Here is a 26,588-nt window from a genome sequence, read left to right on the forward strand (position 1 = left end):
GGCGACGGCGCCCGGTGGTATACTGATGCGAATGCCGATCATTGAGCCGCGCTATGGATATTAAACAACTGATTTATTTGTGTAATTTAGAACGGGAACGCCACTTCGGCCGGGCGGCGGAAGCCAGCTTCGTTAGCCAGCCGACGCTATCCATGCGATTGAAAAATCTGGAGAAAGAGCTGGGCGTTTCGCTGATTAACCGCGGCAACCATTTCGGCGGTTTTACCGCCGAAGGCGAGCGGGTGCTGGCGTGGGCGCGTGAGATCGTCTCGGTCTACCAGGGGCTGAAGCTGGAGGTGGAGTCGCTCAAGCACGGCTTGCACGGCACGCTGCGCCTTGGCGTGGTACCGCAGTGCAGTATCTCGGTATCGGAAATGCTCAAGGCGGTCAGCGCGCGTTACCCGCATCTCGATTACCGGCTGGCGGTGCTGAGCGCCGATCAGCTGCTGGAGGCGCTGACGGCGCATACCGTTGACATCGGCATCGGCTTTTTCGAGCTGTCGACCTTAAAGGAGCTGCATTTCCAATCGCAACCGCTGGTGGAAACCGGCGTCGAGCTGGTATTTCATCCGCAACACTTCCCTAAGCTGGTGGGCGACACGCCGTTGCCGCTGGAGGCGGTGGCCGCCTTGCCGCTGTGCCTGGCCGAGCCGACGCGTTATTTTCGCCGCTATCTCGATCAACACTTCCGCGACGCCGGGTTGACGCTGCACACGCGGCTGGAAACTGCCTCGATCTTCCAACTGCTGGAGGGAATTTTCGTCGGCCTGGGCTGCGGGCTGTTCCCGCGCGGCCAGCTGCAATCGCCGCTGATGCCGGCATTACAACGGCGCCCGGTGGCCATCGGCGCCATGCCGCGTCATGCGGCGGTGGTGGTCGATATGGCGGAGCGCGCCACGCCGTTGGCGCAAAAATTCTTCGACGCCGCCAGCGAGTGGCTGCGTCGGCAAAATGAATAGAGACGTTTAAGTTTACCCGATGTTTCCGCAACGATTATGGCCCCGAGGGGCCATAATCATGTGGTGCCTAACGGTCGACGGAATAAGGTTAATTGCTGATGGTAATGGTCGGATCCCAATAGAAATAACCCAGTAATTTCTGATCGCCGCCATTTGGCCGATAATAAAGGCCAAATTGGATGCAATAATTTTCCGTGCCGGTATTGCTGATGTCCGCCTGGATGAACCAATAGGTTTGGTTGGTGAAGGTGACGGGGAACACGGTATTTTGCGCCGGCATCATCGAGCTGCGGGTGTACATTTTGAAGGTCGGGTTGGAAAAGACCTGGGTGCCGCTGCCGAACTGCGGCAGCCCGTAGATCAACACGCCGGCGTCGAAATTGGCGGATTCTGAGGTGCCGGTCCAGCGAATGACGTCGCCGACATTGGCTTTAAAGTTCAGGTCCGCCGTACCGGAACCGCCGATCACCTGTTCGGAGGTGACGACCATATAAGCGTATTGATGGCCGATACCTGTTGGGTTGCCGGAGTCCTGACTGGGGTTGTTATTCTCGAATGCTTCTATCAGAGCATCGGTATCGATGACGACAATCACGTTAACGATACTGTTGCTGGATTTAAGTTCTTGCTCAGACATGGGGTTACCTCACAATATTTTTTTGCTGTGATGGAAAATCAAAAAATAATGGGGTTGACGGCGAGCGTTTATTTTTAGTGAATATTTGAAATGGAAATCACAACGTCGCTATCGGCTTAATCATAGAAACTAAACAGCAAGGCCACCACTGCTGAAAAGTTAGAGGCGTTAATGTGTTCCTCTATTAATTAGCAGGGTTAAAACCTTGTTTTACTGCTTCTGCGATGAGAACGGTTACATAATTGAGCGAGGGCGCAATCTTTCTATTGCTTTGTTTGCAGACATAATTTTGACGAGTCGTTATTTTCGCGAACGGCAGGAAAAAACGAATCATAATTCTGACAAATATTATTTTTTCGGATTTATACTTTATCAGTTCATCTTTTGGTGAAGTTTTTAACCAAAATAGACCAAAGAGAGTTAACGGCGAAATTAGCCGTCAACTCAGTGATAGGTCATTGCGCCGGCTGTGCCGGCTCCGCATCGCCCAGCGTTTGGCGCAGGCGGTTTTCCCAGGCGTAGAGCGCGGCGGTGAGGATCACTTCCAGCGCCTGCGCCTGATTCAGGCCGCTGTTGAACAACGGCTGCACGCTCTGCGGGGTGAATTTCTCCGGAGCGCGCGTCAGCTCGGCGGCGGTGTGGATCACTGCACGTTTGACGGCATCCTCGGTAAAAGCCAGCCCCTGAGGCAGCCCGGCGAACAGCGCCTGGGCCAGCTCGTCGTCCTGTAGCTCTTGCGCCACCGTAGCCGCGCAGTAGCGGCTGCCGTTAATGCGCGAGACCACCAGCGTCGCCAGCGCTTTCAATCGGCTCGATAACCCATATCCTTCGGCATTGATGCCGTTAAACACGCCGTTACGCTCGCGCAGCGCGGCGGCATCGTGCGCCAACAGCAAATAATAAGATTCGGCGCGCGCCTGCGGGTGGCTCTGATCCAGCACGTCAAGCTGTTCGGCGGCGGCGGCTTCCGTGTCGATTGTCGGCAGACGCGCAGTCCAGCTCAACTCGTCGGCGCTGAAAGCGACGCCATCGGCGTCTTCGACGTTCGGGAAGCCGGGCACCACCACCGCCGGGCGGCCGGCTAACGCCGCCACACCCGCCACTACGCGCGCCTGATAGCTGACAAAACCGATCGTCTGAGAGAAGGTTACGATATCCGCCGGGCTCAGCCCGACGTCGCCAAGCTGTTGCAGCGCCCTGCGGCAAATCAGCGTGGGCTGGCTGGCGAGCTGGCGGGCATATTGGGTGATCTGGGCGAGACGGATATTGCTTTCTCGGGAGGCGTCCGGGCTGTGCAGCGGGGCGAGGCGGGCGGCGTAGTGGCTACAAAGCGATTGCACGCCCGTCACCTGAGCGACGGTCAACGCGGTGCTGAGGCGATCGTAGGGTGACAATGTCATGTATCGTGACAGCGACACCTGGTCGGGAAACAGCGCGTGGTAACCGGCCAGCGAGGCGTTGAATACCCCGGCGCGGGCGCTGAGCGCAGCATTCAGCGCTTCGTCGGCGAAGGCGCCCAGCCCCAGCAGAAAACGATCGCGCAGGGTGGCCGCCTGCGGCTCCAGCGGCGCATCGCCCCGTACGCTGCTTTGGGTTTCGTGATACCACTGGGCATTATGTTGTCGACGGAGTCGTTCCATAGGGTCAATCCTTAATCGTGATCAACAGCCAACGCTGCGTACGGCAGCGGCGGCTGGACAAAGAGGCAACATGCCCGCTGGCGGGGCGAAAGGCGGATTCAGCGCAGTTCATCGCAGCACAGCGCGTGGCCGTAAACAGAGAAACCGGCGGCCAGCGTAAGCAGAAACTGCGAGAGGCGGCGATGGCGAAGGCTGTTCATCAGTGCGATATCCTGTCGTATGAGAGGCTCAACGTAGGGGATATCCTCACCGATCGCCCTGGCGAGATAAAATAATGTTACGGACTAATCAATAACTGAAAGGAATAAAATATAAGGATATATAACAAGAATGTAATTTGTATTTGCGTTTTCTGGCGTAGCGGCAGGCGCGTGCGGCAATAAAAAACCCGCCGCAGCGGGTTTATTGCAGGCCAGGACGGGGCTCAAAAACGGCCGCCGTCGCGCCGCCAGGCGTCGGCGGTCAGCGCCTCGCCGAAATGGCTGGCGATAAGGCGCTTGGTCAATTCGTGCAGCGGCGCCGCCAACACCTCGGCGGTGCTGCCGCGTTCGACGATTTCTCCTTCGTGCATCACCAACACCTGGTCGCTGATATGCTTCATCATGCCGAGGTGCTGAGTGACGTAGATATAGGAAATACCGTGTTTTTCCTGCAGTTCCAGCATCAGGTTGATGATTTGCGAGCGCATCGACATGTCCAGCGAGGCCAGCGCCTCATCGGCGACGATTACCTTCGGCTGCAGGATCAGCGCACGCGCCAATGCGACGCGCTGTTTCTGCCCGGAAGCCAGCATGTGCGGATAGTAGTAGGCGTGATCCGGCAACATGCCGACCTGGCGCAGCGTCTGGTTGATGCGCTGCTCGCGTTCGGCGGGTTCCAGACTGGTGTTCAGCCGCAGCGGCGCGTCCAGCAGCTGGCCGATGCGCTGGCGTGGGTTGAGCGAGGTGCTCGGATCCTGAAAAATCATGCGAATGCGCTGGCTGCGGTAGCGATAATCGCCGAATTCCAGCGGATGATCGTCGATCAGCAGTTCGCCGGCGGTCGGTTCCACCATGCCGGAGAGCATCTTCGCCAGCGTGGATTTGCCGGAGCCGTTCTCGCCGATCACCGCCAGCGTCTGGCCTTCGCGCAGGGTAAAGCTGACGGATTTCACCGCCTCGACGTGCTGGCGGCGGAACAGCCCGGTGCGGTAGCGGTAGGTTTTGCTCAGGTTGCGCACTTCCAACAGCGTTTCCATGTTATTGCTCCTCCATGTTCAGCGGGAAGTGGCAGGCGAAGAAGTGGTTTTTGACCGGGCGCAGGCGCGGCGTTTCGATGCACTTCTTCTGCGCGTAAGGGCAGCGCGGCCCCAGACGGCAGCCGATAGGCAGGTGTTCCAGCGAAGGAATGGCGCCCGGCAGCGTGTTCAACCGGCTCTTGTGCGGCAGCGAGCGGCCGAAGTCCGGCATGGCGCGGATCAGCGCCTGGGTGTAAGGGTGGTGCGGTGCCGCCAGCAGCTCTTCGCACTGGGCGCTTTCCACCGTTTGCCCGCAGTACAGCACGTTCACCCGGTCGGCCCATTTACTCATCATCTGCAAATCATGGCTGATCAGCAGGATGGTGGTGTTGTTGTTCTGATTGAGGCGCGCCAACAGGCGGAAAATCTGCGCCTGGGTGGTCGGCTCCATGGCGTTGGTTGGCTCATCGGCGATCAGCAGGCGCGGCTGGTTGGCCAGCGCGATGGCGATCATCACTTTCTGACACTCGCCTTCGGTCAGCTCGTACGGGAAGCTGCCCATGATGTCGTCGTGATCCTTGATGCCGACGCGGTGCAGCAATTCGATGGCGCGGCGTTTGCGCCAGTTGAAGCGCTGCCACCAGTGGCCTTTATAAGTCCAGCCCGGGATCGCCTGCGCCAGCTGGCGGCCGATGCTCTCGGAAGGATCGAGACAGGACTGCGGCTCCTGGAAAATCATCGAGACGTTGTGGCCTACCAGCCTGCGCCGCTCGCGCGGGCTCAGCTGCAGCAGATCGATGTCGTCGAAGCGGAAACGGTCGGCGGTGACGCGCCAGTTGTCTTTGGTTACGCCGCAGATGGCCTTGGCGATCAGGCTCTTGCCGGAGCCCGATTCACCCACCAGGCCGCGCACCTCGCCCTCGGTCAGCGTCATGCTGACGCGATCGACCGCCTTGACCGGCCCTTCGGCGGTCATAAATTCAATCGTCAGATTGCGGATATCGAGTAACGGCATTATTCCACCCCAGCATTGATTGCGCGGCGCATACCGTCGCCTAACAGGTTAACCAGCAGCACGCTGACGAGGATGGCCGCGCCGGGCAGCATCACCGTCCAGGGGGCGACGTACACCAGCTCGAGCGAATCGCCAAGCATCGCTCCCCATTCCGGCGAAGGCAGCTGCGCGCCGAGATCGAGGAAGCCGAGCGCGGCGATGTCCAAAATGGCCATCGACAACGCGCGGGTGAACTCGGTCACCAGCACCGCGGCGATGTTCGGCATGACGGCGTACCACAGGATCTGCAGCGTGGAAGCGCCGTCGAGCCGCGCCGCCACCACGTACTCTTTCTCCAGCTCGTCGTGTACCGCGCTGTAGATGGTGCGCACCATGCGCGGCAGCAAGGCGAGCCACACCGCCAGCATGGCGTGTTCAAGTTTGGGGCCGATAAACGCCACCACCACGATCGCCAGCAGCAGCGAGGGAATGGACAGCAGGGTATCGAGGATGTGATTGAGCACCGCCGAACGCAGCCCGTGGGTGACGCCGGCGAACACGCCGAGGATCACCCCGCAGAACGCCGCGGCCAGCGTCACCGCCAGCGCCGAGCCGAAGGTGGCGGCAGTGCCGGTCAACAGGCGGCTGAGGATGTCGCGCCCGAGATCGTCGGTGCCGAGAAAGAACGACACGTTGCCGTAGCGCGACCAGGAAGGCGGCAGCAGCTGATAGCCGAGGAACTGCTGATCCAGCGCGTAGGGCGCCAGCAGGCTGCCGAACAGCGACAGCAGCAGCAGGGCGATCACCCCGTAAAAACCGATCATCGCCAGCGCGTCGCCGTAAAAAATCCGCCAGGTGTAGCGCAGCGGGCTCGGCATTTTTTTCTCGCGGTATACGTTATCGAAGGGCATACCATTCCTTATGTTTCAGCGGGTTGGTTGCCGCACCCAGAATATCGGCCAGGACGTTAATGGTGATCACCAGCGTGCCGACCACCATGACACCGGCGGAGATCGCCGCATAGTCCTGCTGGCGAATGGCGTTGATCAGCCAGCGGCCGAGGCCCGGCCAGCTGAACACCACTTCGGTGATCATCGCCAGCGTGAGCATGGTGGAGAACTGCAGCCCCAGCTTGGGCACGATCGGCGGCAGCGCGTTGTGCAACACGTGGCGGCGAATGATGGTGAAGCGCGACAGACCGCGGGTGGCGGCGGCCTTGATGTAGTTTTGGCTCAGCACGTCGTCGGTGCTGATGCGCATCAGGCGCACCACTTCGGTGGTGGGCGCCACCGCCAGCGCGGCGATCGGCAGGATCATGTGGCGCAGGGCGCTGCCGATCATCTCGGCGCGGTACGGCGAGTCCGACAGCCAGGCGTCAATCAGCGCGAAACCGGTGATCGGCTTCACCTGATACAGCAGGTCGAAACGGCCGGATACCGGCAGCCAGCCCAGATGCAGCGAGAAGAACAGCATCAGCAGCAGCGCCAGCCAGAACACCGGCATCGAAAAGCCTAGCAGCGCGAAGGTGCTGATGGCGGTGTCCTGCCACTTGCCGCGCAGCACGCCGGCGATGATGCCCAGCGGAATGCCGATAAACAGTGCCAGGGCGAAGGCCAGCAGGCACAGTTCCATGGTGGCCGGGAACACTTCACGCAGCTGTTCGCTGATCGCCTGGCCGTTGATGCTGGAGACGCCGAAGTCCCAGTGCAGCAGGCTGACGAAGTAGAACTGATAGGCGTCCAGCAGGGCGGCGCCGTTCAGCGGCGCGCGCGGCGTGAAATAGCTCAGGCTGAAGCTGACCAGCGTCAGGAAGAACAGCGTGATCAGCAGCAGCAGAATGCGGCGCAGGGTAAAGATAATCACTTTTTCACCTCCGGCGCGGATTCACGGTACACCCCGGCGAACGAGGCGTTGCCGAACGGGCTCAGCACCAATCCCTTGATGTCGTAGCGGTAGGCCTGCAGCCGCAGGGAAGAGGCCAGCGGCAGCACCGGCAATTGCTGCTCGAGGATCTTCTGCGCCTTGCGGTAGTTGTCGATGCGCTGAGACAGTTGCTGCGACAGCAGCGCGTTCTGCAACACCTCGTCGAAGCCCGGGTCACACCAGTGAGCATAGTTGGTTTGCGAACGGATTGCCGCGCAGCTCAGCAGCGGCCGGAAGAAGCTGTCCGGGTCGTTGCTGTCGGTGGCCCAGCCGGTCAGGGTCAGATCGTGGTTCATCTCCATCAGGCGCGCTTCCTGGAAACGGCCTTCCACCGGCACAATGGTGACGTTGATGCCCACCTGGCCGAGATCGGCCTGGATCAGCTCGGCGGTCTTCAGCGGGCTCGGGTTGTAAGACTGCGAGGCGGTCGGCACCCACAGCTTCAGGTTCAGCTGGCCGACGCCGGCCTGCCGCAGCATTTCGCGCGATTTGGCCGGATCGTACTCGGTGACGTGCGCGTCGTTGTCGTAGGCCCAGGAGGCGCGCGGCAGGATCGAGGCGGCGGTTTCCGCCGTGCCGTAATAGATCGATTGCATCAACCGCTGGTTGTTGATCGCCAGCGAGATCGCCTGGCGCACGTTGAGGTTGTCGAGCGGCGGCTTGCGGGTGTTGAACGCCAGATAGGCGATGTTCATCCCCGGGCGCAGCGTCAGGCGCAGGCGCGGATCGTCGCGCAGGATAGACAGCTGGCTCGCCGCCGGATAGGCCAGCACGTCGCACTCGCCGGTCAGCAATTTGGAGAGGCGGCCGGTGCCGCCGGCGCCAAGATCGATCACCACCTGCGGCATGCGCGGCAGGCCTTTCCAGTAGGCGGCGTTGCGCGCCAGGCGAATATATTGCCCCGAGCGGTATTCGTTGAGCAGGAACGGGCCACTGCCGACCGGTTCGCGGTCGATCAGCTCCTGATGGCCTTCGCGCGTCAGCGTGTCGGCGTACTCGGCGGACAGCACCGGCGCGTAGTGGGTCGCCAGGTGCCACAGGAACGAGGCGTCCGGCGACTGCAGGCGGATCTCCACCGTGTAGTCGTCGAGCTTTCTCACGCTCTGCACCGAATCGCCGAACTGCAGGCTGTCGAAATAGGGATATTCGCCGCCGTTGACGTCGTGATACGGGTGTTTTTGGTCAAATACGCGCGCGAAGCTGAACACTACGTCGTCGGCGTTCATCTTGCGGGTGGGCGTAAACCAGGCGGTGGTCTGGAACGGCACGTCCTTGCGCAGATGGAAGCGGTAGGTGGCGCCGTTGTCCAGCACCTCCCAGCTTTGCGCCAGTTCGGGGATCAGCCGGTAGGTGTAGGGATCGACATCCAGCAGGCGATCGTACAGCTGGGCGGCCAGGGTATCCACCGTCAGGCCGCTGCTGGCCATTTGCGGGTTGAAGGTATTCAGTATGCCGCTGACGCAATAGACAAAGCCGCTCTGGCGAATGTCCGGCAGCGGCGCCGCGGCGGGCGCGGGCGGTGTTGTTGTGGCTAGGGCGGAGCCGGTAAAGCACAACGACACTATCCAAAGGGGTAAACCACGCATAGAGGCTCATGGGTTAATCAGCAATAGCGTTAGTGTATCGCACTCTGACCGGCAGCCCAATCCATTGAGCAAAATCACTGAGTTTTCTGCGACTTGATTAATCATGTCGTTCGCGATCGTGAAAAAAATCTTACTTGATATGTTATAACATAACAAAATCATGATACCGTTCCCCGGCAAAGTCACAATAACGCAAGGGGATGTATGAACGAAGTTGCACTTCCACCACGCCGTTCGCTGCCGGACGCTCAGGCATGGCGCGGCGAAATGAGTGATGTCGGGCTCGATTGGGTCGGGATGCAAGGGATCGCGCTGCCGCTGGAGCTGGCCGGCAAGCCACTGATGGCCAAGGTCGACGCCGGCATCAACCTGCGCGCCGAAGCGGCGGGCGAACGCGGCATTCACATGTCGCGGCTGTATCTGGCGCTGGACGAATTGACGCAGGGCGAGCTGACGCCGCAGCGCCTCGGCCGAACGCTGCAGGCCTTTCTGGATTCGCAGCCGGAACACAGCGATCGCGCCAGCCTGACGCTCAGCGGCGAGCTGCTGCTGTCGCGCCCGGCGTTGCTGTCGCCGCAGCGCGGCTGGAAGGCTTACCCGCTGCGCATCGAGGCCACCCTGACGGACAGGCTGACGCTGGCGCTGACCGTCGGCGTACCTTACTCCTCGACCTGCCCGAGTTCGGCGGCGCTCAGCCGTCAGTTGGCGCAGCAACAGTTTCAGTTTGATTTTGAACAGGCGGCGGAGCGGATCAGCCAACGGCAGGTGAGCGAGTGGCTGTTGGAGCAGGGAATGCCGGCCACCCCTCACAGCCAGCGCAGCTGGGCCTGGGTCACCGTGACGCCCGAGAATGAACGGGCGTTCGAACCGGTGAAATTGATCGACCGCATCGAACACGCGCTGGGCACGCCGGTACAAACGCTGGTGAAACGCCGCGACGAGCAGGCCTTCGCGCTGGCCAACGGTCAGAACCTGATGTTTTGCGAAGATGCGGCGCGGCGTCTGTATCGCATGCTGCGCAGCCAGTGCGATTACCGCGCCTTCTCACTGCGCGTCGAGCATCAGGAGAGCCTGCATGCCCACAATGCGGTGGCTGAGCTGAGCTGGCGGGGAGAAAATCATGCTGCGTAAAAATCCCAGCGGCCACCTGCCGCAGGTCTCGCCGCTGGCCTACATCGATCCCACCGCCATTATCTGCGGCCGGGTGATCGTCGAAGATTTCGTTTACGTCGGCCCGTATGCGGTGATCCGCGCCGACGAGTTGAACGCCGCCGGCGACATGGAACCGATCGTCATCGGCTCGCACTCCAATATTCAGGACGGCGTGGTGATCCACTCCAAGAGCGGGGCGGCGGTCATCATTGGCCGTTACAGCTCGATTGCCCACCGCGCCATTGTCCACGGCCCGTGTCGCATCGACGATCGGGTGTTTATCGGTTTCAACAGCGTGCTGTTCAACTGCCACATCCAGTCCGGCTGCGTGGTGCGTTACAACGCGGTGGTGGACGGCGTGACACTGCCGGAAAACCGCTATATCCCCTCGACCGAGCGCGTAGGGCCGGACAGCGACCTGTCGCGCTATCGCCAGGTCGATCGCGGCGCGCTGCAGTTTTCGGAAGAAGTGGCCGCCACCAACGTCGAACTGGTGCGCGGCTATCAGGCATTACGCAATGAATTTTAATGAGGCTCCCATGAAACAACTTCCCGTGACCGTGCTTTCCGGCTTTCTCGGCGCCGGCAAGACTACGGTGCTGAACCACATCCTGAACAACCGGCAGGGCATGCGCGTGGCGGTGATCGTCAACGACATGAGCGAAGTAAACATCGACGCCGCGCTGGTGGAAAATGCCGTGCATCTCGATCGCCAGGAAGAGAAGCTGGTGGAGATGAGCAACGGCTGCATTTGCTGCACGCTGCGCGAAGACCTGCTGGTATCGGTGCGTGAGCTGGCGCAGGACGGGCGTTTCGATTACCTGCTGATCGAATCGAGCGGCATCTCCGAGCCGCTGCCGGTGGCGGAAACCTTTACCTTCGAGGATGAACAAGGGGAAAGCCTGTCGCAGTTCGCCCGGCTGGATACTCTGGTGACGGTGGTCGACGGGGTGAATTTCATCCAGCAGTACCAGCAGGCGCAAAGCCTGCAGGAGGCCGGCCAAAGCCTGGGCGAGGACGATCTGCGCAGCGTGGCGGATCTGCTGATTGAGCAAATTGAATTTTGCGACGTGATGCTGGTCAGCAAGACCGATCTGTTGACGCCAGCCCAGCAGGGCGAAGTGATAGCGCTGCTGGCCAGCCTGAACCCCGATGCCCGCATTGTGCCGATCGCGCCGGGTAAGCTGCCGCTGGAGGCGGTGCTGAATACCGGCAGCTTCAGCTTTGAAAAGGCGCAGCAGGCGCCCGGCTGGCTGAAAGAGCTACGCGGCGAACACGTGCCGGAAACGGAAAACTACGGCATCAGCAGCTTCGTCTATCAGGCGCGGCGGCCGTTTGCGCCGGACAAGTTTTACCGCGTGATCAACGGCGACTGGGGCGGCGGCAAGCTGCTGCGTTCGAAAGGCTTTTTCTGGCTGGCGACGCGGCCGCGGCAGGCCGGGCAGTGGAGCCAGGCCGGCGGCATCGCCCATTACGGCCTGGCGGGCACCTTTTGGCGCGCCATCCCGCAAAAGAACTGGCCGCAGGAACCTGAAGCGCGGGCGCACATTCAGGAAAAATGGGTGGAGCCGTTCGGCGACATGCGCCAGGAGCTGGTGTTTATCGGCCAGCATCTGCAGCAGGCGACGATCGTGCGTTTGCTGGACGAATGCCTGCTGAGCGACGATGAAATGGCCGCCGGCGTGGACTACTGGCTGGACATGGCTGACCCGTTCCCTGAGTGGTAATTGCGCAATCTTCGTGTGGAAATGAGAAAAATTCTCAACAAAGTGCTTTACAGACGATACTGATAACTATTATCATCGCCTGGCAGTTCACGGAAGGCCACAGTTTGCGGCTCTGATGTGGAAGGCACGACATTGCTCACATTGCTTCCAGTGTTTTTTAAGCCAGCTCGGGTGCTGGCTTTTTTTTTGCCTGCCTCAGACCGGAAACCTCGCCTGGCAAACAGCATATCCGCACTCTGCTGTTCAACCTGGACGATCTCGACAGAAGTTCGGGCTTTCATACATTCACAGTCCCGCGACGGAATTTCATACTCCTCCTCATCGACGCGCCGGCTGCGTTTGGCCTGCCACTGTTAACCGCGAGGAGAAAGCCTGTGATTATCCAACAAACCCCCATCAACTCAGGATTCGGGCCCAAAACGACCGCCGGCGAGGTGCTAACGGGCCTGGATCTGTCAGGCACTCAGGCCATCGTCACCGGTGGTCATTCAGGTCTCGGTCTGGAGACGACGCTGGCGCTGGCCGACGCCGGCGCACGGGTCATCGTCGCTTGCCGGGCACCGGCGGCAGCCAAAGAGGTGTTAGGGCAGAGCGCCGGCGTCGAGATCGCCGAACTCGATCTCGCCGATTTAAACAGCGTGCGCCGATTCGCCGCAGACTTTACCGCATCGAGCCTACGGGCGGATATTGTCATCAACAACGCCGGAGTGATGGCATGCCCGGAGGCGCGGGTGGGGCGCGGTTGGGAAAGGCAGTTCGCCACCAACCATCTCGGCCACTATGCGCTGACCAATTTGCTGTGGCCGGCCATTGCCGATGGCGGGCGGGTGGTCAGCGTTTCCTCCGCCGGGCATCACCATTCGGCGATCCGCTGGGAAGATGTGCAGTTCGAACGCGGTTACGACAAGTGGCTGGCGTACGGTCAGTCGAAGACGGCGAATGCCCTGTTTGCCGTCCGGTTGGATCTTCTTGGCCGCTCGCGGGGGATCCGCGCATTTAGCCTGCATCCTGGCAGCATCGCCACGCCGCTGCAGCGGCACATATCGAGAGAAGAGATGATAGCCCTAGGCTGGATGGACGAAGACGGCAATCCGGCCGATCCCGACGCCCTTAAAACGCCTCAGCAGGGGGCCGCGACTCAGGTGTGGGCCGCCACCTCACCGCAGTTGCAGGGTTTGGGAGGACTTTACTGTGAGGATGGCGATATTGCCGGTATCGCCGCACACGACAGTCAGGCGCTGGTCGGCGTGAAGGAATACGCGATCGATCCGGAACAGGCGCAGCGTCTGTGGGCGCTTTCGGCGTCGCTGACCGGTGTCGATGCCTTCGCCTGAGCAGGCCGCTAATCGGATAAGAGGAGCGTCCATGATGTCGATGATGAAAGAAAAAAACCTGGCGATATCCAGCATGTTTTTCATGTTGGGGTTGTGTTTCGGCAGTTTGAGCTCAAGGATGGCGACGATCAAGGGAGGGCTCGCGTTGTCTGACGGCGTATTCGGCAGCGTACTGTTCGCCATGTCGGCCGGGGTGGTCTTGTCGCTGCCGATATCGGGATGGGCGATCGCCAAACTCGGCAGCAGGATGGTCGGCGTCGCGGCCATTCTGATCAACGCCATGCTTTTGCTTCTGGTGCCCTTTGCCGCGACGGTCCCTCAATTGGCGGCGTTGCTGTTTTTCTCCGGGTTCGCTTACAGCGCGGTCAATGTCTCTAACAACATGCAGGCCAGTATCGCCGAGGCGGTCAGCGGTAAAACGCGGCTGCCGTTCTTTCACGGTATATGGGGCGTGGCCGGGTTCGTCGGCGCAGGGATCGGGGCGCTAATGATCGGTCGGGATGTCGCCTTGCCGCTGCACTTTACTGGCATAGCGGCGGTGGCTCTGGTGTCCGCCTTGCTGTGTCGGCGGGCATTGTTCGACAAACCGGAGTTGGAACAGACCGGGCGCGCTTTCGCCATCCCGGACCGCTCGCTGTTCAACTATGGCCTGATCGTTTTCTGCTCGATGGCTTGTGAGGGCATCATGTATGACTGGAGCGTCGTTTATTTTCAGAATGTCGTCTCGGTCGATCGAAAATACATCGGCCTGGGTTTTACGGTATTTATGGCGGCCATGACGATCGGTCGGCTCATGTTGAACCGGTTCGTTGATCGGATCGGAGTGAGAAGAACGTTGCAGTGGGGCGGAATGCTGGCGTTCACCGGCATGACGCTAACGACCTGGTTGCCGGGGTTGGTGACATCGATAATCGGTTTTTTCCTGGTTGGGCTTGGCATTTGCGTCATTATTCCGCTGGTTGCGGGGGCGGCCGCAAGGTCTTCTTCCATGGCGCCAAGCGCCGCCATCGCGGCGGTGTTGACCATCGGCTTTCTGGGCACGCTGATCGGGCCGCCGTTAATCGGGTTCTTATCCGAAACTGTCGGTCTGCGCTATGCCTTTCTGGTCTGCGTCGCGTTGTCGCTCGGCGTCATTTATCGGGCAGGGAAAATACCGCAGTGACCTTGCAAGAAGGTGATTCATCGGCGGGAAAATCCCGCGCAGTGAAGTGACCGTCGGGAAAGGCCGACATCTCCAGGCGGCCGTCCTCAGGCCACATCTCCCAACCTGGGGCTAATAGCTGACGGCCGGGAAAGACCGGCACCCAATCCCTGCGTTACTAATCCTCGTCTTGCTCGCCGTTTTGCAGCAGCGCATGTTTTTTCAGCATGCCGCGCAGCTGATGATAGGTGAGCCCCAGCAGCTGCGCCGCCTTGCGCTGATTGAAACGCCCCTGCTGCAGCGCCGCTTCGATCAATACCTTCTCCTGCTCCAGCTGCCAGTTTTTCAAATCCAGCGGCAGCGCCGGTAACGCGCCGGCGCCTTCAGGGGCGGGGGCGACCGGCGCCGCCTCACGCGGCGCAAACGGGTTGATGATGATTTCGTCCAGCGGGCTGTCGCTGTGGCCGTGACGATAGACCGAACGTTCGACCACGTTTTTCAGTTCACGCACGTTGCCCGGCCAGCCATATTCGAGCAACGTTTGCCTGGCGCGTTCGGTAAAGCCGGGAAACAGCGGCAGCGCCAGTTCGCGGCACATTTGAATGGCGAAATGCTCGGCCAGCAGCATGATATCGGGCCGACGTTGGCGCAGCGGCGGCAGCTGCACCACGTCGAACGCCAGCCGATCCAGCAGATCGGCGCGGAATTTGCCCGCCGCCGCCAGCGCCGGCAGATCGTCGTTGGTAGCGCACACCAGGCGCACATCCACCCGCAGCGGCTGGCTGCCGCCCACGCGCTCCAGCTGGCCGTATTCGATCACCCGCAGCAGCTTCTCCTGCACCAGCATTGGCGCGGTCGCCAGCTCATCGAGAAACAGCGTGCCGCCATCGGCGCGCTCGAAGCGCCCCAGATGGCGTTTCTGCGCGCCGGTAAAGGCGCCGGCCTCGTGGCCGAACAGTTCGGAATCCAGCAGGTTTTCATTCAGCGCCGCGCAGTTGAGCGAGATGAACGGCCCTTGCCAGCGGTTGGAAAGGTAGTGCAGGCGGTGGGCGATCAGCTCCTTGCCGGTACCGCGCTCGCCGATCACCAGCACCGGTTTGTTCAGCTTTGCCACCTGGGAGACTTGCTCCAATACGTCGACAAAGGCGTTTGCCTCGCCCAACAAATTCTCTGGCTGCTCGTTCATGATGAAATTCGCCAATGTTTGGTGAAAATAATCACTCTACAGCAAGCACGCAGAGAGTCAAAAAATAATATCCATTATTTATCAATGATATAAAAGTTGGCACGGGTTTTGATTATATCTTCAGGCAAGCTGTACGACTTAACGCGGCGCTTCAGACGCCATCAGAACCAAGAGGAAGTGAATTATGGGTATTTTTTCTCGTTTTGCCGACATCGTGAACGCCAACATCAACACCCTGCTGGACAAGGCGGAAGATCCGCAGAAGCTGGTGCGGTTGATGATCCAAGAGATGGAAGACACGCTGGTTGAAGTTCGCTCTACGTCGGCGCGTGCGCTGGCGGAGAAAAAGCAGCTGCTGCGTCGCATTGAGCAGGGCGAAAGCCAGGTAGGCGACTGGCAGGAAAAAGCCGAACTGGCGCTGCGCAAAGATAAAGAAGATTTGGCCCGTGCGGCGCTGATCGAAAAACAAAAGGTGGCCGATCTGATCGCCACGCTGACGCAAGAAGTGGCGACCGTAGAAGAAACGCTGGCGCGCATGAAGAGCGAAATCGGCGAGCTGGAAAACAAGCTGACCGAAACCCGTGCGCGGCAGCAGGCGTTGGCGCTGCGTCATCAGGCCGCGTCTTCCTCCCGTGAAGTGCGCCGCCAGCTCGACAGCGGCAAGCTGGATGAAGCGATGGCGCGTTTCGAACAGTTCGAGCGCCGCATCGACCATATGGAAGCCGAGGCGGAAAGCATCAGCATCGGTAAAAAGAAGTCGCTGGACCAAGAGTTTGCCGAGCTGAAAGCCGACGACGCCATCAGTGAGCAGCTGGCGGCGCTGAAAGCCAAGATGAACCGCTCAGAGTAAGGCGAACCGCGGCCACACGTCGGAGGTGGCCGCCTATCCAGGACCCGATAAGAAGGAATAACAATGAGTGCTTTATTACTTGCCATTCCGCTGACAATTTTCGTGCTGTTTGTCGCGCCGATTTGGCTTTGGCTGCATTACAGCAATCGGCAACAGACCGGCATCCAGCTGAGTCAGCAAGAAATGCAGCGCCTGGCACAGCTGGCGGAAGACGCCAAACGCATGCGTGAACGCATTCAGGCGCTGGAAGAGATCCTTGATGCGGAACACCCGAACTGGAGACAGTCCTGATGAGCATGACGCTGGGCAGTAAAAAGCTTTATCGCGTTCCCGAAGAAGGCATGGTGAAAGGCGTCTGCGCCGGGTTGGCCCACTATTTCGACGTGCCGGTGCGCCTGATCCGCGTGATGGTGGTGCTGTCGCTGTTCTTCGGGCTGTTTTTCTTCACGCTGGTGGCCTATATCGCGCTGGTGTTCGTGTTGGACGAAGCGCCGGCCAGCCGTTTCGAAGGCGAGCATCAGAAGACGCCGCGCCAGCTGCTCGATCAGCTGGAATATGAGTTGGGCAGCGGCGAGCAGCAGCTGCGTCAGGTCGAGCGCTACGTAACGTCCGATACCTTCGGCGTACAGAGCCGTTTCCGCAAGCTGTAACCCTTCTTGCGATGCCCGGCCTGCGCAGGCTGGGCATCTTCGCCGCCGTTATCCCGTTGAATGTACAATTAATCGTCTTGTGCCGGAGGGCATTGTCATGAATAAAATCGATGTTGCGAACACCGCCAGAACGGGTGGATTTAAACGAGGAGCGGCGGCAATGTTGAAGACATTGGCTAAAGTCATCATCATAGCGTTATTGAACTATGGCCCGGCGGGCGCCGCCGGCTGGCTGTTGAAGACCGTCGGCCGCAAACCGGTGCGCTTCGTGCTGGCGCTGGTGCTGGAACCGCTGTTCCGTAAAGGCCTGAACAAGGCATTCGGGCGTTACGTCAAGGAGAGCAATGAAACGACTGCAAAATGAGTTAACCTCGCTGGTCAACCGCGGAATGGATCGCCATCTGCGCCTGGCGGTGACCGGCCTGAGCCGCAGCGGCAAAACCGCCTTTATCACCGCCTTCGTCAACCAACTGCTGCATGTGCACAGCGGCGCGCGCATGCCGCTGTTTTCACCGGTGCGCGAAGAGCGCCTGCTGGGCGTCAAACGCATCCCGCAGCGCGATCTCGGCATCCAGCGTTTCACCTATGACGAAGGGCTGGCGCAGCTTTACGGTACGCCGCCGGCCTGGCCGACGCCGACGCGCGGCGTCAGCGAAATTCGTCTGGCGCTGCGCTACCGCTCCAACGACTCGCTGCTGCGCCACTTCAAAGACACCTCCACGCTGTACCTGGAGATCGTCGATTATCCCGGTGAATGGCTGCTGGATCTGCCGATGCTCGAGCAGGATTACCTGGCCTGGTCGCGCCAGATGGCCGGGCTGCTGCAGGGCGAACGCGCAGAATGGGCCAAACCCTGGCTTGAGCTGTGCAAGGCCTGCGATCCGCTGGCCCCGGCCGACGAAAACCGCCTGGCGGCGATCGCCCAGGCCTACACCGATTATCTGCTGCGCTGCAAAAGCGAAGGGCTGCACTTCATTCAGCCGGGGCGTTTCGTGCTGCCGGGCGACATGGCCGGCGCGCCGGCGCTGCAGTTTTTCCCGTGGCCCGACGTGGCCGCGATCGGCGAATCGAAGCTAGCGCAGGCCGACAAACACACCAACATCGGCATGTTGCGCGCTCGCTTCAACTACTATTGCCAGTCGATCGTCAAAAACTTCTACAAAGAACATTTCGTCCGTTTCGATCGGCAAATCGTGCTGGTCGACTGCCTGCAGCCGCTCAACAGCGGCCCGCAGGCGTTCAACGACATGCGTCTGGCGTTGACTCAGCTGATGCAGAGCTTCCATTACGGCAAGCGCACGCTGTTTCGCCGCTTGTTCTCGCCGACCATCGACAAACTGATGTTTGCCGCCACCAAGGCGGACCATATCACCGCCGATCAGCACGCCAATCTGGTGTCGTTGCTGCAACAGCTGGTGCAGGAGGCGTGGCAGAATGCGGCGTTCGAGGGCATCAGCATGGATTGCGTCGGCCTAGCCTCGGTGCAGGCGACCGAGAGCGGCATCGTCGATCATCAGGGGCAACGCATTCCAGCGCTGAAGGGCAACCGCCTCGGTGACGGTGCGCCGCTGACGGTGTTCCCCGGCGAAGTGCCCGCGCGCCTGCCGGGGCCGGCGTTCTGGCAGAGCCAGGGGTTCCACTTCGATGAATTTCGTCCACGCGCCATGAGCGTGGACAGTCCGTTGCCGCACATCCGTCTGGATGCGGTGATGGAGTTTTTATTGGGAGACAAATTGCGATGAGCGAGCCGATCAAACCGCGTATCGATTTTGACGAGCCGCTGCAGCCGCCGCAGGAGCCGGCGTTGCGCGCCGGCGTCGCGTTCGATGCCGAACAGGCGGAAAGCTTTTTCCCGGCTGCGCCGGAGCTGCAGCAGGAAGAGGAAGAAGGGCGCGCCGAAGGCATCATTAACGCCGCGCTGAAACCGAAACGCAGCCTGTGGCGCAAAATGGTCACCGCCGGCCTGGCGCTGTTCGGCGTCAGCGTGGTGGCACAGGGCGTGCAGTGGGTGCATACCGCCTGGGTGCAGCAGGACTGGATCGCCATGGGCAGCGGCGTGGCCGGCGGCCTGATCGTGTTCGCCGGCGTCGGTTCGGTGGTCACCGAGTGGCGGCGTTTGTATCGGCTGCGCCAGCGCGCGGAAGAGCGCGACGTGGCGCGCGAGCTGTTGCACAGTCACGGGCTGGGCCAGGGGCGCGAATTCTGCGAGAAGCTGGCGCGTCAGGCCGGGCTGGAGCAGGGGCATCCGGCGCTGCAGCGCTGGCAGGCCTCGCTGCATGAAACGCAAAATGACCGTGAAGTGGTGGAGCTGTACGCCAAACTGGTGCAGCCGGTGCTCGACAACCAGGCGCGGCGCGAAATCAGCCGCTCCGCCGCCGAATCGACGCTGATGATCGCCGTCAGCCCGTTGGCGCTGGTGGATATGGCGTTTATCGCCTGGCGCAACATCCGTTTGATCAACCGCATCGCCGCGCTGTACGGCATCGAGCTGGGCTACTTCAGCCGCATTCGTCTGTTCCGGCTGGTGCTGTTGAACATCGCCTTCGCCGGCGCTTCCGAGCTGGTGCGCGAAGTGGGCATGGACTGGATGTCGCAGGATCTGGCGGCGCGGCTGTCGGCGCGCGCGGCGCAGGGCATCGGCGCCGGCTTGTTGACCGCGCGGCTGGGCATCAAGGCGATGGAACTGTGCCGCCCGCTGCCGTGGCTGGAAGGGGAAAAGCCGAAGCTTGGCGATTTCCGCAGCCAGCTGATCGGTCAGTTGAAAGACACGCTGAAAAAGAGCGACGGCAAGGCCAAATAATCCCGCACGGCGCTCTGAGGAGCGCCGCTTTCTCAATGGCGCCGACGCCGGACGTAATCGAGACTTGACGACAGTCGATCCCCCTGCGAGTGCGTGATAAATCTCTGCAAAATTAATTCTGGTTGTGATAACTCTCTGTTTGTAGTCTAAAATGACGCCGATGCTGTTATTCGCTTGCGTTTAAAATCAGCAACCACGGCAATAAATCAGAGTTCTGTCAACTTTTGCTGACAGATCGCTTCTACCGCCCGGTGCGAGGGAGTATCATCATCGTCAACGATCCCCGCACCTGCAGAGATAAGGCCAACACTGATGCGTTTGGAAGTATTTTGCGAAGACCGCCTCGGTCTCACTCGAGAATTACTCGATCTTTTGGTATCGCGCAGCATTGACTTACGTGGCATCGAGATCGATCCCATCGGCCGCATTTACCTCAATTTCTCCCAGCTGGAGTTCGATACTTTCCGCGCGCTGATGGCGGAGATCCGCCGCATCGCCGGCGTGACCGACGTGCGCACCGTCAGCTTTATGCCTTCCGAACGCGAGCACCGCGCGCTGCGCGCGCTGCTGGAATCGATGCCGGAACCGGTGTTCTCGATCGACATGAAGGGCAAGGTCGAGCTGGCCAACCCGGCGGCGCAGGCGCTGTTCAGCCTGAACGAAGACAAGATCCGCAACCAGACCGCCGGGGCGCTGATCGGCGGCTATAACTTCAGCCGCTGGCTGGAGAGCGAGCATACGGCGCCGCACTCCGAGCGGGTGGTGATCCGCAGCCAGGACTTCCTGATGGACATCACGCCCATCTATCTGGAAGACGAACAGCAGCAGCCGGCCGCGGTCGGTGCGGTGGTGATGCTGAAGTCCACCGCGCGCATGGGCCGCCAGCTGCAAAATCTGTCGGTGAACGACGATACCGAATTCGACCACATCGTCGCGGTAAGCGCCAAGATGCGTCACGTGCTGGAGCAGGCGCGCAAGTTGGCGATGCTCGATGCGCCGCTGCTGATCGTCGGCGATACCGGCACCGGCAAGGATATTCTGGCCCGCGCCTGCCATTTGCGCAGCCCGCGCGGCAAACAGCCGTTCCTGGCGCTGAACTGCGCCGCACTGCCGGATGACGTGGTGGAGAGCGAGCTGTTCGGCCATGCGCCGGGCGCTTATCCCAACGCGCTGGAAGGCAAGAAGGGCTTCTTCGAGCAGGCCAACGGCGGCTCGGTGCTGCTGGATGAGATCGGCGAAATGTCGCCGCGTATGCAGACCAAACTGCTGCGTTTCCTCAACGACGGCACCTTCCGCCGGGTCGGCGAAGAGCATGAGGTGCACGTCGACGTGCGCGTGATCTGCGCCACCCAGAAAAACCTCACCGAGCTGGTGCAGCGCGGCGAATTCCGCGAAGATCTCTATTATCGCCTCAACGTGCTGACCATCACCATCCCGCCGCTGCGCGAACGTCCGCAGGACATCATGCCGCTGACCGAGCTGTTCGTGGCGCGCTTCGCCGATGAGCAGGGCGTGGCGCGGCCCAAGCTGGCGAGCGATTTGGGCGGCTTCCTCAGCAAGTACGGCTGGCCGGGCAACGTGCGCCAGTTGAAAAACGCCATCTACCGCGCGCTGACGCAAACCGAAGGCTACGAACTGCGGCCGCAGGATATCGTGTTGCCGGAGTTCGAGGTGGAGATGTCGCTGGGCGACGAGGTGCTGGACGGCTCGCTGGACGACATCAGCAAGCGTTTCGAGCGCTCGGTGCTGACGCGCCTGTATCGCACCTATCCCAGCACCCGCAAGCTGGCGAAGCGGCTGGGCGTTTCCCATACCGCCATCGCCAACAAGCTGCGCGAGTATGGCCTGAGCAGCCGCAAAGGCGGCACCGAGGGCGAAGAATAAGAAAGGCGCCTTGCGGCGCCTTTAACGTGTTTCCAGAGCCGGCGAACGCCGGCTTTATTATTTCAGCGCAGCCAGCGCCGCGTCGTAGTCCGGCTCGGTGGTGATTTCGTTCACCAGCTCGCTGTACAGCACGTTGTCCTGGCCATCCAGCACCACGACCGCACGCGCGGTCAGGCCCGCCAACGGGCCTTCGGCGATTTCGACGCCGTACGCCTGCTTGAACTCGGCGCCGCGCAGGGTGGACAGGGTGACCACGTTGCTCAGGCCTTCCGCGCCGCAGAAGCGAGACTGCGCGAACGGCAGATCGGCGGAGATGCACAGCACCACGGTGTTATCCAGGCCGCTGGCCAGCTGGTTGAATTTACGCACCGACGTCGCGCAGACGCCGGTATCGATGCTTGGGAAGATGTTCAGGACTTTGCGTTTACCCGCGAAGCTGCTCAGCGCTACGTCTGACAGGTCTTTGGCAACCAGTGAGAAGGCCTTGGCCTGTTCGCCCTGCTGTGGCAGTTTGCCCGCTACGCTGACCGGATTGCCTTGAAAATGTACTGTCTGAGTCATTGCTAGATTCCTTTTACAGGTGTTTATACAAAGGGTATGAACCTGATGAAACGGCGCACCGGCAACGGCATTTAACATCAGGTTCACACCCTGGCGCCAGTTTATGACAACCGGGGCGGATTGGATATCAAAGTTTGCTAAATAGTTGTATATATTAGGCTGTTCTATAAAACATCACCGGCGCATCAGCCTGGCTGAATGCGCAGTTTTCGCTCAGGAGCCGTTATGAGAGACATGCGTTTTTACCCGGAAGCCTGGCCGCTGCATACCGCCTTCGTGATTGCGCGCGGCAGCCGCACCGAAGCCCGGGTGGTGGTGGTCGAAATCGAACAGCAGGGCGTGCGCGGCACCGGTGAATGCACGCCGTACCCGCGTTACGGCGAGAGCGAGGAATCGGTGATGGCGCAGCTGGCAGAGATGGCGCCGGCGATCGCACAAGGCATAACCCGCGAGCAGCTGCTGGCGCAGATGCCGGCGGGCGCCGCCCGCAACGCGCTGGATTCGGCACTGTGGGATCTGGAGTGCCGCCTGCACGGGCAGAGCCTGTGGCAGCGCAGCGGCGTGGCGGCTCCGGCGCATATCCGTATGGCGCAGACCGTCAGCATCGGCACGCCGGAAGCGATGGCCTTCGCCGCGCGCGAACTGGAGCGGCAGGGTGCCACGCTGCTGAAGATCAAACTCGACGATCACTATATCAGCGAACGACTGGTGGCGATCCGCGCTGCGGTACCCCAGGCGACGCTGATCGTCGACGCCAATGAGTCCTGGCAGGCGGAAGGGCTGGCGGCGCGCTGCCAGCTGCTGGCCGATCTCGGCGTGGCGATGCTGGAACAGCCGCTGCCGGCCGGTGACGACGCCGCGCTGGAGCACTTTATTCATCCGCTGCCGATCTGCGCCGATGAAAGCTGCCACACCCGCGCCGATCTGCCGCGGTTGGGGCAGCGCTATCAGATGATCAATATCAAACTGGACAAAACCGGCGGCTTGACCGAGGCGTTGGCGCTGGCGCAGGCCGCGCGCGAACAAGGGTTCGACATCATGCTCGGCTGCATGTTGTGCACGTCGCGGGCGATATCCGCCGCCTTGCCGCTGGCGCCGGCGGCGCGCTTCGTCGATCTGGACGGCCCGACCTGGCTGGCGCGTGACGTCGAGCCAGGCCTGGCGTTCGAATGCGGGGCGATCGTCGATATCGCCCCGTAAGGATTAATTCGGGTAGGTCAGCAGCTCGGTCATCGCGTCGATGTAGCGCTCGCTGGCGGCATCGGCGGAGATCGGCGGGAATTCGGCGGTGATGCACGGCAGCGACAGATCCGCGCACCAGCTGCCGAACGAACCGGGTGTTTCATAACCGACGCTGGTCACCAGCGGCAGTTCGAACTTGTGCGCCAGCCAAACGCCGAGCCGCGAGCTAGCGGGATCTTCGATGCATGCCAGCGGCTCATGGAACGATACCACCCAGTGGGGCTTCAGGCGATGGATCAGGTGACACAGCGCCTGGGTTTCCGGTTCGGAACCGGGGCGCCCGCCGGTGGAGAGCTTGACGTCGCGCACCGGCGCCGCGCTGTTCCAGCGGTAGACGGTGTCGCCGGAACGCCAGTTGGCGGCCGGGAAGTTGCGGTTCAGATCGACGCCGTTGGCATTGGCGCGCAGCCCAAGTTGGCAGCCGTCGGGGTTGACCGCCAGCACCACGTGATGCCGCAGCCGCTCGGGGGCGATGCTGCGCAGCGCGCAGGACAGGGTCACGATGGCGGCGCTCTCATCGCCGTGGGTGCCGGCGATGATCAGCCCGGTCTGCGGGCCGCTGCTCGCCGCCGGGAAATAGAGCAGCGGCGCACCCAGCAGCGAGCTGCCGTAGTTCTCTCCTGCGATGGCCAACTGGCCACGTTCACTGCGTGGTCGATGTTCGGTCATGGTGTTGTCCCTGGATTAAAGGTCGAGAGTCATTGTCATTTTATTCAGTGTATTACGCTTTGAGACATCTTTCCCATCGCAATTGTGCGGCGTTTGCGCGATCTGTGACGCGGCGGCGGCGAAAACGCCAATTAAACCGCACCTGGCCTGACGCTGTTGTTATACTAACGGCAGTGCTAAGCCAATCACCCGCAAGAGGATTTAACATGCCAGTAGCCAGAATCATCGCCAGCTATAGCGAAAATGAAAATGACACCATCACGCTGCTGTGCGGCGTGGACGCTGAAAACCAGATCCGCCAGGGGGAGTGGTTCGGCGTGGTGAAAAACGACGACGGGCGCGGGGATGAATCGAACTATCCGTTCACCCTGCATATCGATTACCAGAAAGATGCCTTCTACCTCGATTACGGCTACGACGACGCCGACGCGCGCCAGCTGCAAAAAACCGATATTTCGGCCCGTCCGCTGGCCGAGAAAGGCTTTTTCACCGTGTTCGATGAAGAAGAAGGCGAAGAGTTCAGCTACCGCATCAACAGCATCCACCTGTACGACTGACGGTCGCCGTTGCAAACACCGCCCGTGCCGCCCCGCGCCGTACGGGTTTTTTTATCGCCTGAATCGCACTTTTTGCAACTTCTCGGCCGCGAGCGCTAGGCCGGACGGATCTTGTGCTATATGATAAAAAATTCAGATGGTTAACGGGGGAACATCATAATGACGGGAAGAAAAATGCAACGAGGTTTTCGTTTGGCGCTTTGCGCGGCGGCGATCGGCGCCTGTATGAGCAGCGCCATGGCGGCGCAGGTTCCCCCGGGTACCGCGCTGGCGGCCAAACAGGAAATCGTGCGCCACATTAAAGACGAACCGGCCTCGCTCGATCCGATCAAAGCGGTTGGCCTGCCGGAGGCCCAGCTGGCGCGCGATCTGTTCGAAGGGCTGGTCAATCAGGACGCCAACGGGAAAGTGATCCCCGGCGTCGCCACGCGCTGGCAGACCAGCGACAACCAGACTTACATTTTCCATCTGCGTAAAGACGCGCGGTGGTCAAACGGTGACCCTGTCACGGCGAAGGATTTTGTCTACAGCTGGCAGCGGCTGGTAGAGCCGAAAAACCTGTCGCCGTTCGCCTGGTTCGCGCAGCTGGCGGGGATCCAGAACGCCGAGCAGATCATCAGCGGCAAATTGCCGGCCGATCGCTTGGGCGTGTCGGCGCCGGACGACTACACGCTTAAAGTGCAGCTGGACAAACCGGTGCCGTACTTCGTCAGCCTGACGGCCAACTTCAGCCTGTTCCCGGTGAATAAGGCGGTGGTGGAAAAATACGGCAACGACTGGACCAAGGTCGGCAATCTGGTGGGCAACGGCGCGTTCAAACTGCAGGAGCGGGTGGTGAACGAGAAGCTGGTACTGACGCCTAACGATCATTACTGGGATCATGCGCGTACCGTGCTGACCAAAGTGACCTTCGTACCCATCAACCAGGAATCCAACGCTACCAAGCGTTACCTGGCAGGTGACATCGATATCACCGAATCCTTCCCGAAAAACATGTATCAGAAGCTGCTGAAAGACATTCCGGGGCAGGTGTACACGCCGGATCAGCTCGGCACCTATTACTACGCGTTCAACACCCAGCGCGCGCCGACCAACGACGTGCGGGTGCGCCAGGCCTTGTCCTATGCCATCGATCGCAAGATTATTGCCGAAAAAGTGCTGGGCACCGGCGAAAAACCGGCCTATCACTTCACGCCGGACGTGACCGCCGGGTTCAAACCGGAAGTGAGCTTGCTGCAACAGCAATCACAGGCGGAGTTGGACGCGCAGGCCAAGGCGTTGCTGCAGGCGGCCGGTTACGGCCCGAACAACCCGCTGAAGCTGACGCTGCTGTATAACACCTCGGAAAGCCACCAGAAGATCGCCATCGCCGTGGCTTCGATGTGGAAGAAGAAGCTGGGGATTGACGTCAAGCTGCAGAACCAGGAATGGAAAACCTACATCGACAGCCGCAACACCGGCAATTTCGACGTGATCCGCGCCTCCTGGGTAGGTGACTATAACGAAGCGTCGACCTTCCTGTCGCTGCTGACCTCGACCCACAGCGGCAACATCGCCAAGTTCAAGAACGCGGACTATGACAAGCTGCTGGCGCAGGCGGGGCGGGAAACCAATCCGGCGGCGGTGACCGCCGATTACAACAAGATGGAGCAGATCATTGCCGATCAGGCGCCGATCGCGCCGATTTACCAGTACACCAACGGCCGCCTGATCAAGCCGTGGGTAAAAGGCTACCCGATCACCAATCCGGAAGACGTGGCCTACAGCCAGACGATGTATATCATCAAACACTGAGTCGCTTTAATTATCGCCCTCGCTTGATGCGGGGGCTTTATTTTTTTTCGACGATGAAACTAAGAAGATAATTAATTATTTCACGC

27 protein-coding genes are annotated in these 26,588 nt (G+C 60.7%); 16 read left to right on the plus strand and 11 right to left on the minus strand.

Going from position 1 to position 26,588, the window contains the following annotated elements:
• The first annotated feature begins 53 nt into the window (after positions 1-53).
• The gene (locus tag ACJ8MK_RS08145) at positions 54-959 is read left to right on the plus strand and encodes a LysR family transcriptional regulator (RefSeq protein ID WP_033653045.1); all 906 of its coding nucleotides are present in this window, start codon (positions 54-56) and stop codon (positions 957-959) included.
• A gap of 88 nt (positions 960-1,047) precedes the next feature.
• Here ACJ8MK_RS08145 and ACJ8MK_RS08150 read toward each other — a convergent pair whose 3' ends face one another.
• From ACJ8MK_RS08150 to sapA, 7 genes are all read right to left on the minus strand, one after another.
• Entirely contained in the window at positions 1,048-1,596 is a 549-nt protein-coding gene (locus ACJ8MK_RS08150; RefSeq protein ID WP_033634697.1) for an inclusion body family protein, read from the minus strand.
• 455 nt (positions 1,597-2,051) lie between these two features.
• Positions 2,052-3,236 (minus strand): CMD domain-containing protein, encoded by a 1,185-nt coding sequence (locus tag ACJ8MK_RS08155; RefSeq protein ID WP_047567238.1) that lies wholly within the window; start codon positions 3,234-3,236, stop codon positions 2,052-2,054.
• A gap of 424 nt (positions 3,237-3,660) precedes the next feature.
• The gene (gene sapF / locus ACJ8MK_RS08160; protein ID WP_033648455.1) at positions 3,661-4,473 is read right to left on the minus strand and encodes a putrescine export ABC transporter ATP-binding protein SapF; all 813 of its coding nucleotides are present in this window, start codon (positions 4,471-4,473) and stop codon (positions 3,661-3,663) included.
• 1 nt (position 4,474) lies between these two features.
• Positions 4,475-5,467 carry a putrescine export ABC transporter ATP-binding protein SapD gene (sapD, locus tag ACJ8MK_RS08165; RefSeq protein ID WP_004930587.1) on the minus strand — a complete coding sequence of 331 codons (993 nt, stop codon included), beginning with the start codon at positions 5,465-5,467 and terminating at the stop codon, positions 4,475-4,477.
• The gene (gene sapC / locus ACJ8MK_RS08170) at positions 5,467-6,357 is read right to left on the minus strand and encodes a putrescine export ABC transporter permease SapC (protein ID WP_004930580.1); all 891 of its coding nucleotides are present in this window, start codon (positions 6,355-6,357) and stop codon (positions 5,467-5,469) included. Before sapC ends, sapD begins: the two co-directional genes overlap by 1 nt.
• Complete coding sequence (gene sapB / locus ACJ8MK_RS08175; protein ID WP_004930575.1) at positions 6,344-7,309, minus strand: putrescine export ABC transporter permease SapB; 966 nt, start codon at positions 7,307-7,309, stop codon at positions 6,344-6,346. The genes sapC and sapB overlap by 14 nt, the downstream gene beginning before the upstream one ends.
• Positions 7,306-8,955 (minus strand): ABC transporter substrate-binding protein SapA, encoded by a 1,650-nt coding sequence (sapA, locus tag ACJ8MK_RS08180; protein WP_033648454.1) that lies wholly within the window; start codon positions 8,953-8,955, stop codon positions 7,306-7,308. Before sapA ends, sapB begins: the two co-directional genes overlap by 4 nt.
• Before the next feature lie 204 nt (positions 8,956-9,159).
• Here sapA and folE2 point away from each other — a divergent pair, with 204 nt between their 5' ends.
• From folE2 to zigA, 3 genes are read left to right on the plus strand one after another with little or no spacing between them, the layout of a single operon-like run.
• On the plus strand, positions 9,160-10,086 hold the full coding sequence (gene folE2 / locus ACJ8MK_RS08185) for a GTP cyclohydrolase FolE2 (protein ID WP_033653048.1): 927 nt from the start codon (positions 9,160-9,162) through the stop codon (positions 10,084-10,086).
• A complete protein-coding gene (locus ACJ8MK_RS08190; protein WP_033634689.1) occupies positions 10,076-10,636 on the plus strand; it encodes a carbonate dehydratase in 561 nt (186 codons plus the stop codon). The genes folE2 and ACJ8MK_RS08190 overlap by 11 nt, the downstream gene beginning before the upstream one ends.
• Positions 10,637-10,646: 10 nt before the next feature.
• Positions 10,647-11,834: a zinc metallochaperone GTPase ZigA gene (gene zigA, locus ACJ8MK_RS08195; protein WP_442517643.1), complete on the plus strand. Its 1,188-nt coding sequence runs from the start codon at positions 10,647-10,649 to the stop codon at positions 11,832-11,834.
• Positions 11,835-11,881: 47 nt separating this feature from the next.
• On the opposite strand, the gene ACJ8MK_RS08200 is transcribed toward zigA, so the two are convergent.
• On the minus strand, positions 11,882-12,115 hold the full coding sequence (locus ACJ8MK_RS08200; RefSeq protein ID WP_154231882.1) for a hypothetical protein: 234 nt from the start codon (positions 12,113-12,115) through the stop codon (positions 11,882-11,884).
• 93 nt (positions 12,116-12,208) lie between these two features.
• Here ACJ8MK_RS08200 and ACJ8MK_RS08205 point away from each other — a divergent pair, with 93 nt between their 5' ends.
• Positions 12,209-13,168 (plus strand): SDR family NAD(P)-dependent oxidoreductase, encoded by a 960-nt coding sequence (locus ACJ8MK_RS08205; RefSeq protein ID WP_033653049.1) that lies wholly within the window; start codon positions 12,209-12,211, stop codon positions 13,166-13,168.
• Positions 13,169-13,199: 31 nt separating this feature from the next.
• Positions 13,200-14,330, plus strand: coding sequence for an MFS transporter (locus ACJ8MK_RS08210; protein WP_049234348.1), 1,131 nt, complete (start codon positions 13,200-13,202; stop codon positions 14,328-14,330).
• Between the two features lie 157 nt (positions 14,331-14,487).
• Here the strand turns inward: ACJ8MK_RS08210 and pspF are convergent, their stop codons facing one another.
• Entirely contained in the window at positions 14,488-15,495 is a 1,008-nt protein-coding gene (gene pspF, locus ACJ8MK_RS08215; protein WP_308886031.1) for a phage shock protein operon transcriptional activator, read from the minus strand.
• A gap of 184 nt (positions 15,496-15,679) precedes the next feature.
• On the opposite strand from pspF, the gene pspA reads away from it, so the two are divergent.
• The 7 genes from pspA to tyrR all read left to right on the plus strand — a co-directional run bounded on the left by pspA (position 15,680) and on the right by tyrR (position 21,679).
• Entirely contained in the window at positions 15,680-16,345 is a 666-nt protein-coding gene (gene pspA / locus ACJ8MK_RS08220; protein ID WP_033634686.1) for a phage shock protein PspA, read from the plus strand.
• 63 nt (positions 16,346-16,408) lie between these two features.
• On the plus strand, positions 16,409-16,636 hold the full coding sequence (gene pspB / locus ACJ8MK_RS08225) for an envelope stress response membrane protein PspB (protein WP_004930553.1): 228 nt from the start codon (positions 16,409-16,411) through the stop codon (positions 16,634-16,636).
• Positions 16,636-16,995: an envelope stress response membrane protein PspC gene (pspC, locus tag ACJ8MK_RS08230; RefSeq protein WP_033643233.1), complete on the plus strand. Its 360-nt coding sequence runs from the start codon at positions 16,636-16,638 to the stop codon at positions 16,993-16,995. Before pspB ends, pspC begins: the two co-directional genes overlap by 1 nt.
• Positions 16,996-17,092: 97 nt before the next feature.
• On the plus strand, positions 17,093-17,359 hold the full coding sequence (gene pspD, locus ACJ8MK_RS08235) for a phage shock protein PspD (protein ID WP_031299672.1): 267 nt from the start codon (positions 17,093-17,095) through the stop codon (positions 17,357-17,359).
• Complete coding sequence (locus tag ACJ8MK_RS08240; RefSeq protein WP_033634685.1) at positions 17,340-18,737, plus strand: YcjX family protein; 1,398 nt, start codon at positions 17,340-17,342, stop codon at positions 18,735-18,737. Before pspD ends, ACJ8MK_RS08240 begins: the two co-directional genes overlap by 20 nt.
• The gene (locus ACJ8MK_RS08245) at positions 18,734-19,795 is read left to right on the plus strand and encodes a TIGR01620 family protein (protein WP_442517644.1); all 1,062 of its coding nucleotides are present in this window, start codon (positions 18,734-18,736) and stop codon (positions 19,793-19,795) included. The genes ACJ8MK_RS08240 and ACJ8MK_RS08245 overlap by 4 nt, the downstream gene beginning before the upstream one ends.
• Before the next feature lie 312 nt (positions 19,796-20,107).
• A complete protein-coding gene (gene tyrR / locus ACJ8MK_RS08250) occupies positions 20,108-21,679 on the plus strand; it encodes a transcriptional regulator TyrR (protein WP_049212551.1) in 1,572 nt (523 codons plus the stop codon).
• Between the two features lie 57 nt (positions 21,680-21,736).
• Here the strand turns inward: tyrR and tpx are convergent, their stop codons facing one another.
• Positions 21,737-22,240 (minus strand): thiol peroxidase, encoded by a 504-nt coding sequence (tpx, locus tag ACJ8MK_RS08255; protein ID WP_004930536.1) that lies wholly within the window; start codon positions 22,238-22,240, stop codon positions 21,737-21,739.
• A gap of 225 nt (positions 22,241-22,465) precedes the next feature.
• On the opposite strand from tpx, the gene ycjG reads away from it, so the two are divergent.
• On the plus strand, positions 22,466-23,440 hold the full coding sequence (gene ycjG / locus ACJ8MK_RS08260; RefSeq protein WP_060452614.1) for an L-Ala-D/L-Glu epimerase: 975 nt from the start codon (positions 22,466-22,468) through the stop codon (positions 23,438-23,440).
• 3 nt (positions 23,441-23,443) lie between these two features.
• Here the strand turns inward: ycjG and mpaA are convergent, their stop codons facing one another.
• The gene (mpaA, locus tag ACJ8MK_RS08265; RefSeq protein WP_033648445.1) at positions 23,444-24,151 is read right to left on the minus strand and encodes a murein tripeptide amidase MpaA; all 708 of its coding nucleotides are present in this window, start codon (positions 24,149-24,151) and stop codon (positions 23,444-23,446) included.
• Positions 24,152-24,357: 206 nt separating this feature from the next.
• Between mpaA and ACJ8MK_RS08270 the strand changes: the two genes are divergently transcribed.
• Together ACJ8MK_RS08270 and ACJ8MK_RS08275 are read left to right on the plus strand one after the other, a co-directional pair.
• Positions 24,358-24,708, plus strand: coding sequence for a hypothetical protein (locus tag ACJ8MK_RS08270; protein WP_015378006.1), 351 nt, complete (start codon positions 24,358-24,360; stop codon positions 24,706-24,708).
• A 159-nt stretch (positions 24,709-24,867) separates the two neighbouring features.
• Positions 24,868-26,502 carry a peptide ABC transporter substrate-binding protein gene (locus tag ACJ8MK_RS08275; RefSeq protein WP_041035276.1) on the plus strand — a complete coding sequence of 545 codons (1,635 nt, stop codon included), beginning with the start codon at positions 24,868-24,870 and terminating at the stop codon, positions 26,500-26,502.
• The last annotated feature ends 86 nt before the right edge of the window (positions 26,503-26,588 follow it).

Source organism: Serratia sp. CY38905, from assembly GCF_052168875.1.
Lineage (GTDB): Bacteria > Pseudomonadota > Gammaproteobacteria > Enterobacterales > Enterobacteriaceae > Serratia > Serratia sarumanii.

Coding starts and splice junctions, on each gene's coding strand:
- ACJ8MK_RS08145 (WP_033653045.1), top strand. CDS start 54: ATGGATATTAAACAACTGATTTATTTGTGTAATTTAGAACGGGAACGC.
- ACJ8MK_RS08150 (WP_033634697.1), bottom strand. CDS start 1,596: ATGTCTGAGCAAGAACTTAAATCCAGCAACAGTATCGTTAACGTGATT.
- ACJ8MK_RS08155 (WP_047567238.1), bottom strand. CDS start 3,236: ATGGAACGACTCCGTCGACAACATAATGCCCAGTGGTATCACGAAACC.
- sapF (WP_033648455.1), bottom strand. CDS start 4,473: ATGGAAACGCTGTTGGAAGTGCGCAACCTGAGCAAAACCTACCGCTAC.
- sapD (WP_004930587.1), bottom strand. CDS start 5,467: ATGCCGTTACTCGATATCCGCAATCTGACGATTGAATTTATGACCGCC.
- sapC (WP_004930580.1), bottom strand. CDS start 6,357: ATGCCCTTCGATAACGTATACCGCGAGAAAAAAATGCCGAGCCCGCTG.
- sapA (WP_033648454.1), bottom strand. CDS start 8,955: ATGCGTGGTTTACCCCTTTGGATAGTGTCGTTGTGCTTTACCGGCTCC.
- folE2 (WP_033653048.1), top strand. CDS start 9,160: ATGAACGAAGTTGCACTTCCACCACGCCGTTCGCTGCCGGACGCTCAG.
- ACJ8MK_RS08190 (WP_033634689.1), top strand. CDS start 10,076: ATGCTGCGTAAAAATCCCAGCGGCCACCTGCCGCAGGTCTCGCCGCTG.
- zigA (WP_442517643.1), top strand. CDS start 10,647: ATGAAACAACTTCCCGTGACCGTGCTTTCCGGCTTTCTCGGCGCCGGC.
- ACJ8MK_RS08200 (WP_154231882.1), bottom strand. CDS start 12,115: ATGAAAGCCCGAACTTCTGTCGAGATCGTCCAGGTTGAACAGCAGAGT.
- ACJ8MK_RS08210 (WP_049234348.1), top strand. CDS start 13,200: ATGATGTCGATGATGAAAGAAAAAAACCTGGCGATATCCAGCATGTTT.
- pspF (WP_308886031.1), bottom strand. CDS start 15,495: ATGAACGAGCAGCCAGAGAATTTGTTGGGCGAGGCAAACGCCTTTGTC.
- pspA (WP_033634686.1), top strand. CDS start 15,680: ATGGGTATTTTTTCTCGTTTTGCCGACATCGTGAACGCCAACATCAAC.
- pspB (WP_004930553.1), top strand. CDS start 16,409: ATGAGTGCTTTATTACTTGCCATTCCGCTGACAATTTTCGTGCTGTTT.
- pspC (WP_033643233.1), top strand. CDS start 16,636: ATGAGCATGACGCTGGGCAGTAAAAAGCTTTATCGCGTTCCCGAAGAA.
- pspD (WP_031299672.1), top strand. CDS start 17,093: ATGAATAAAATCGATGTTGCGAACACCGCCAGAACGGGTGGATTTAAA.
- ACJ8MK_RS08240 (WP_033634685.1), top strand. CDS start 17,340: ATGAAACGACTGCAAAATGAGTTAACCTCGCTGGTCAACCGCGGAATG.
- ACJ8MK_RS08245 (WP_442517644.1), top strand. CDS start 18,734: ATGAGCGAGCCGATCAAACCGCGTATCGATTTTGACGAGCCGCTGCAG.
- tyrR (WP_049212551.1), top strand. CDS start 20,108: ATGCGTTTGGAAGTATTTTGCGAAGACCGCCTCGGTCTCACTCGAGAA.
- tpx (WP_004930536.1), bottom strand. CDS start 22,240: ATGACTCAGACAGTACATTTTCAAGGCAATCCGGTCAGCGTAGCGGGC.
- ycjG (WP_060452614.1), top strand. CDS start 22,466: ATGAGAGACATGCGTTTTTACCCGGAAGCCTGGCCGCTGCATACCGCC.
- mpaA (WP_033648445.1), bottom strand. CDS start 24,151: ATGACCGAACATCGACCACGCAGTGAACGTGGCCAGTTGGCCATCGCA.
- ACJ8MK_RS08270 (WP_015378006.1), top strand. CDS start 24,358: ATGCCAGTAGCCAGAATCATCGCCAGCTATAGCGAAAATGAAAATGAC.
- ACJ8MK_RS08275 (WP_041035276.1), top strand. CDS start 24,868: ATGACGGGAAGAAAAATGCAACGAGGTTTTCGTTTGGCGCTTTGCGCG.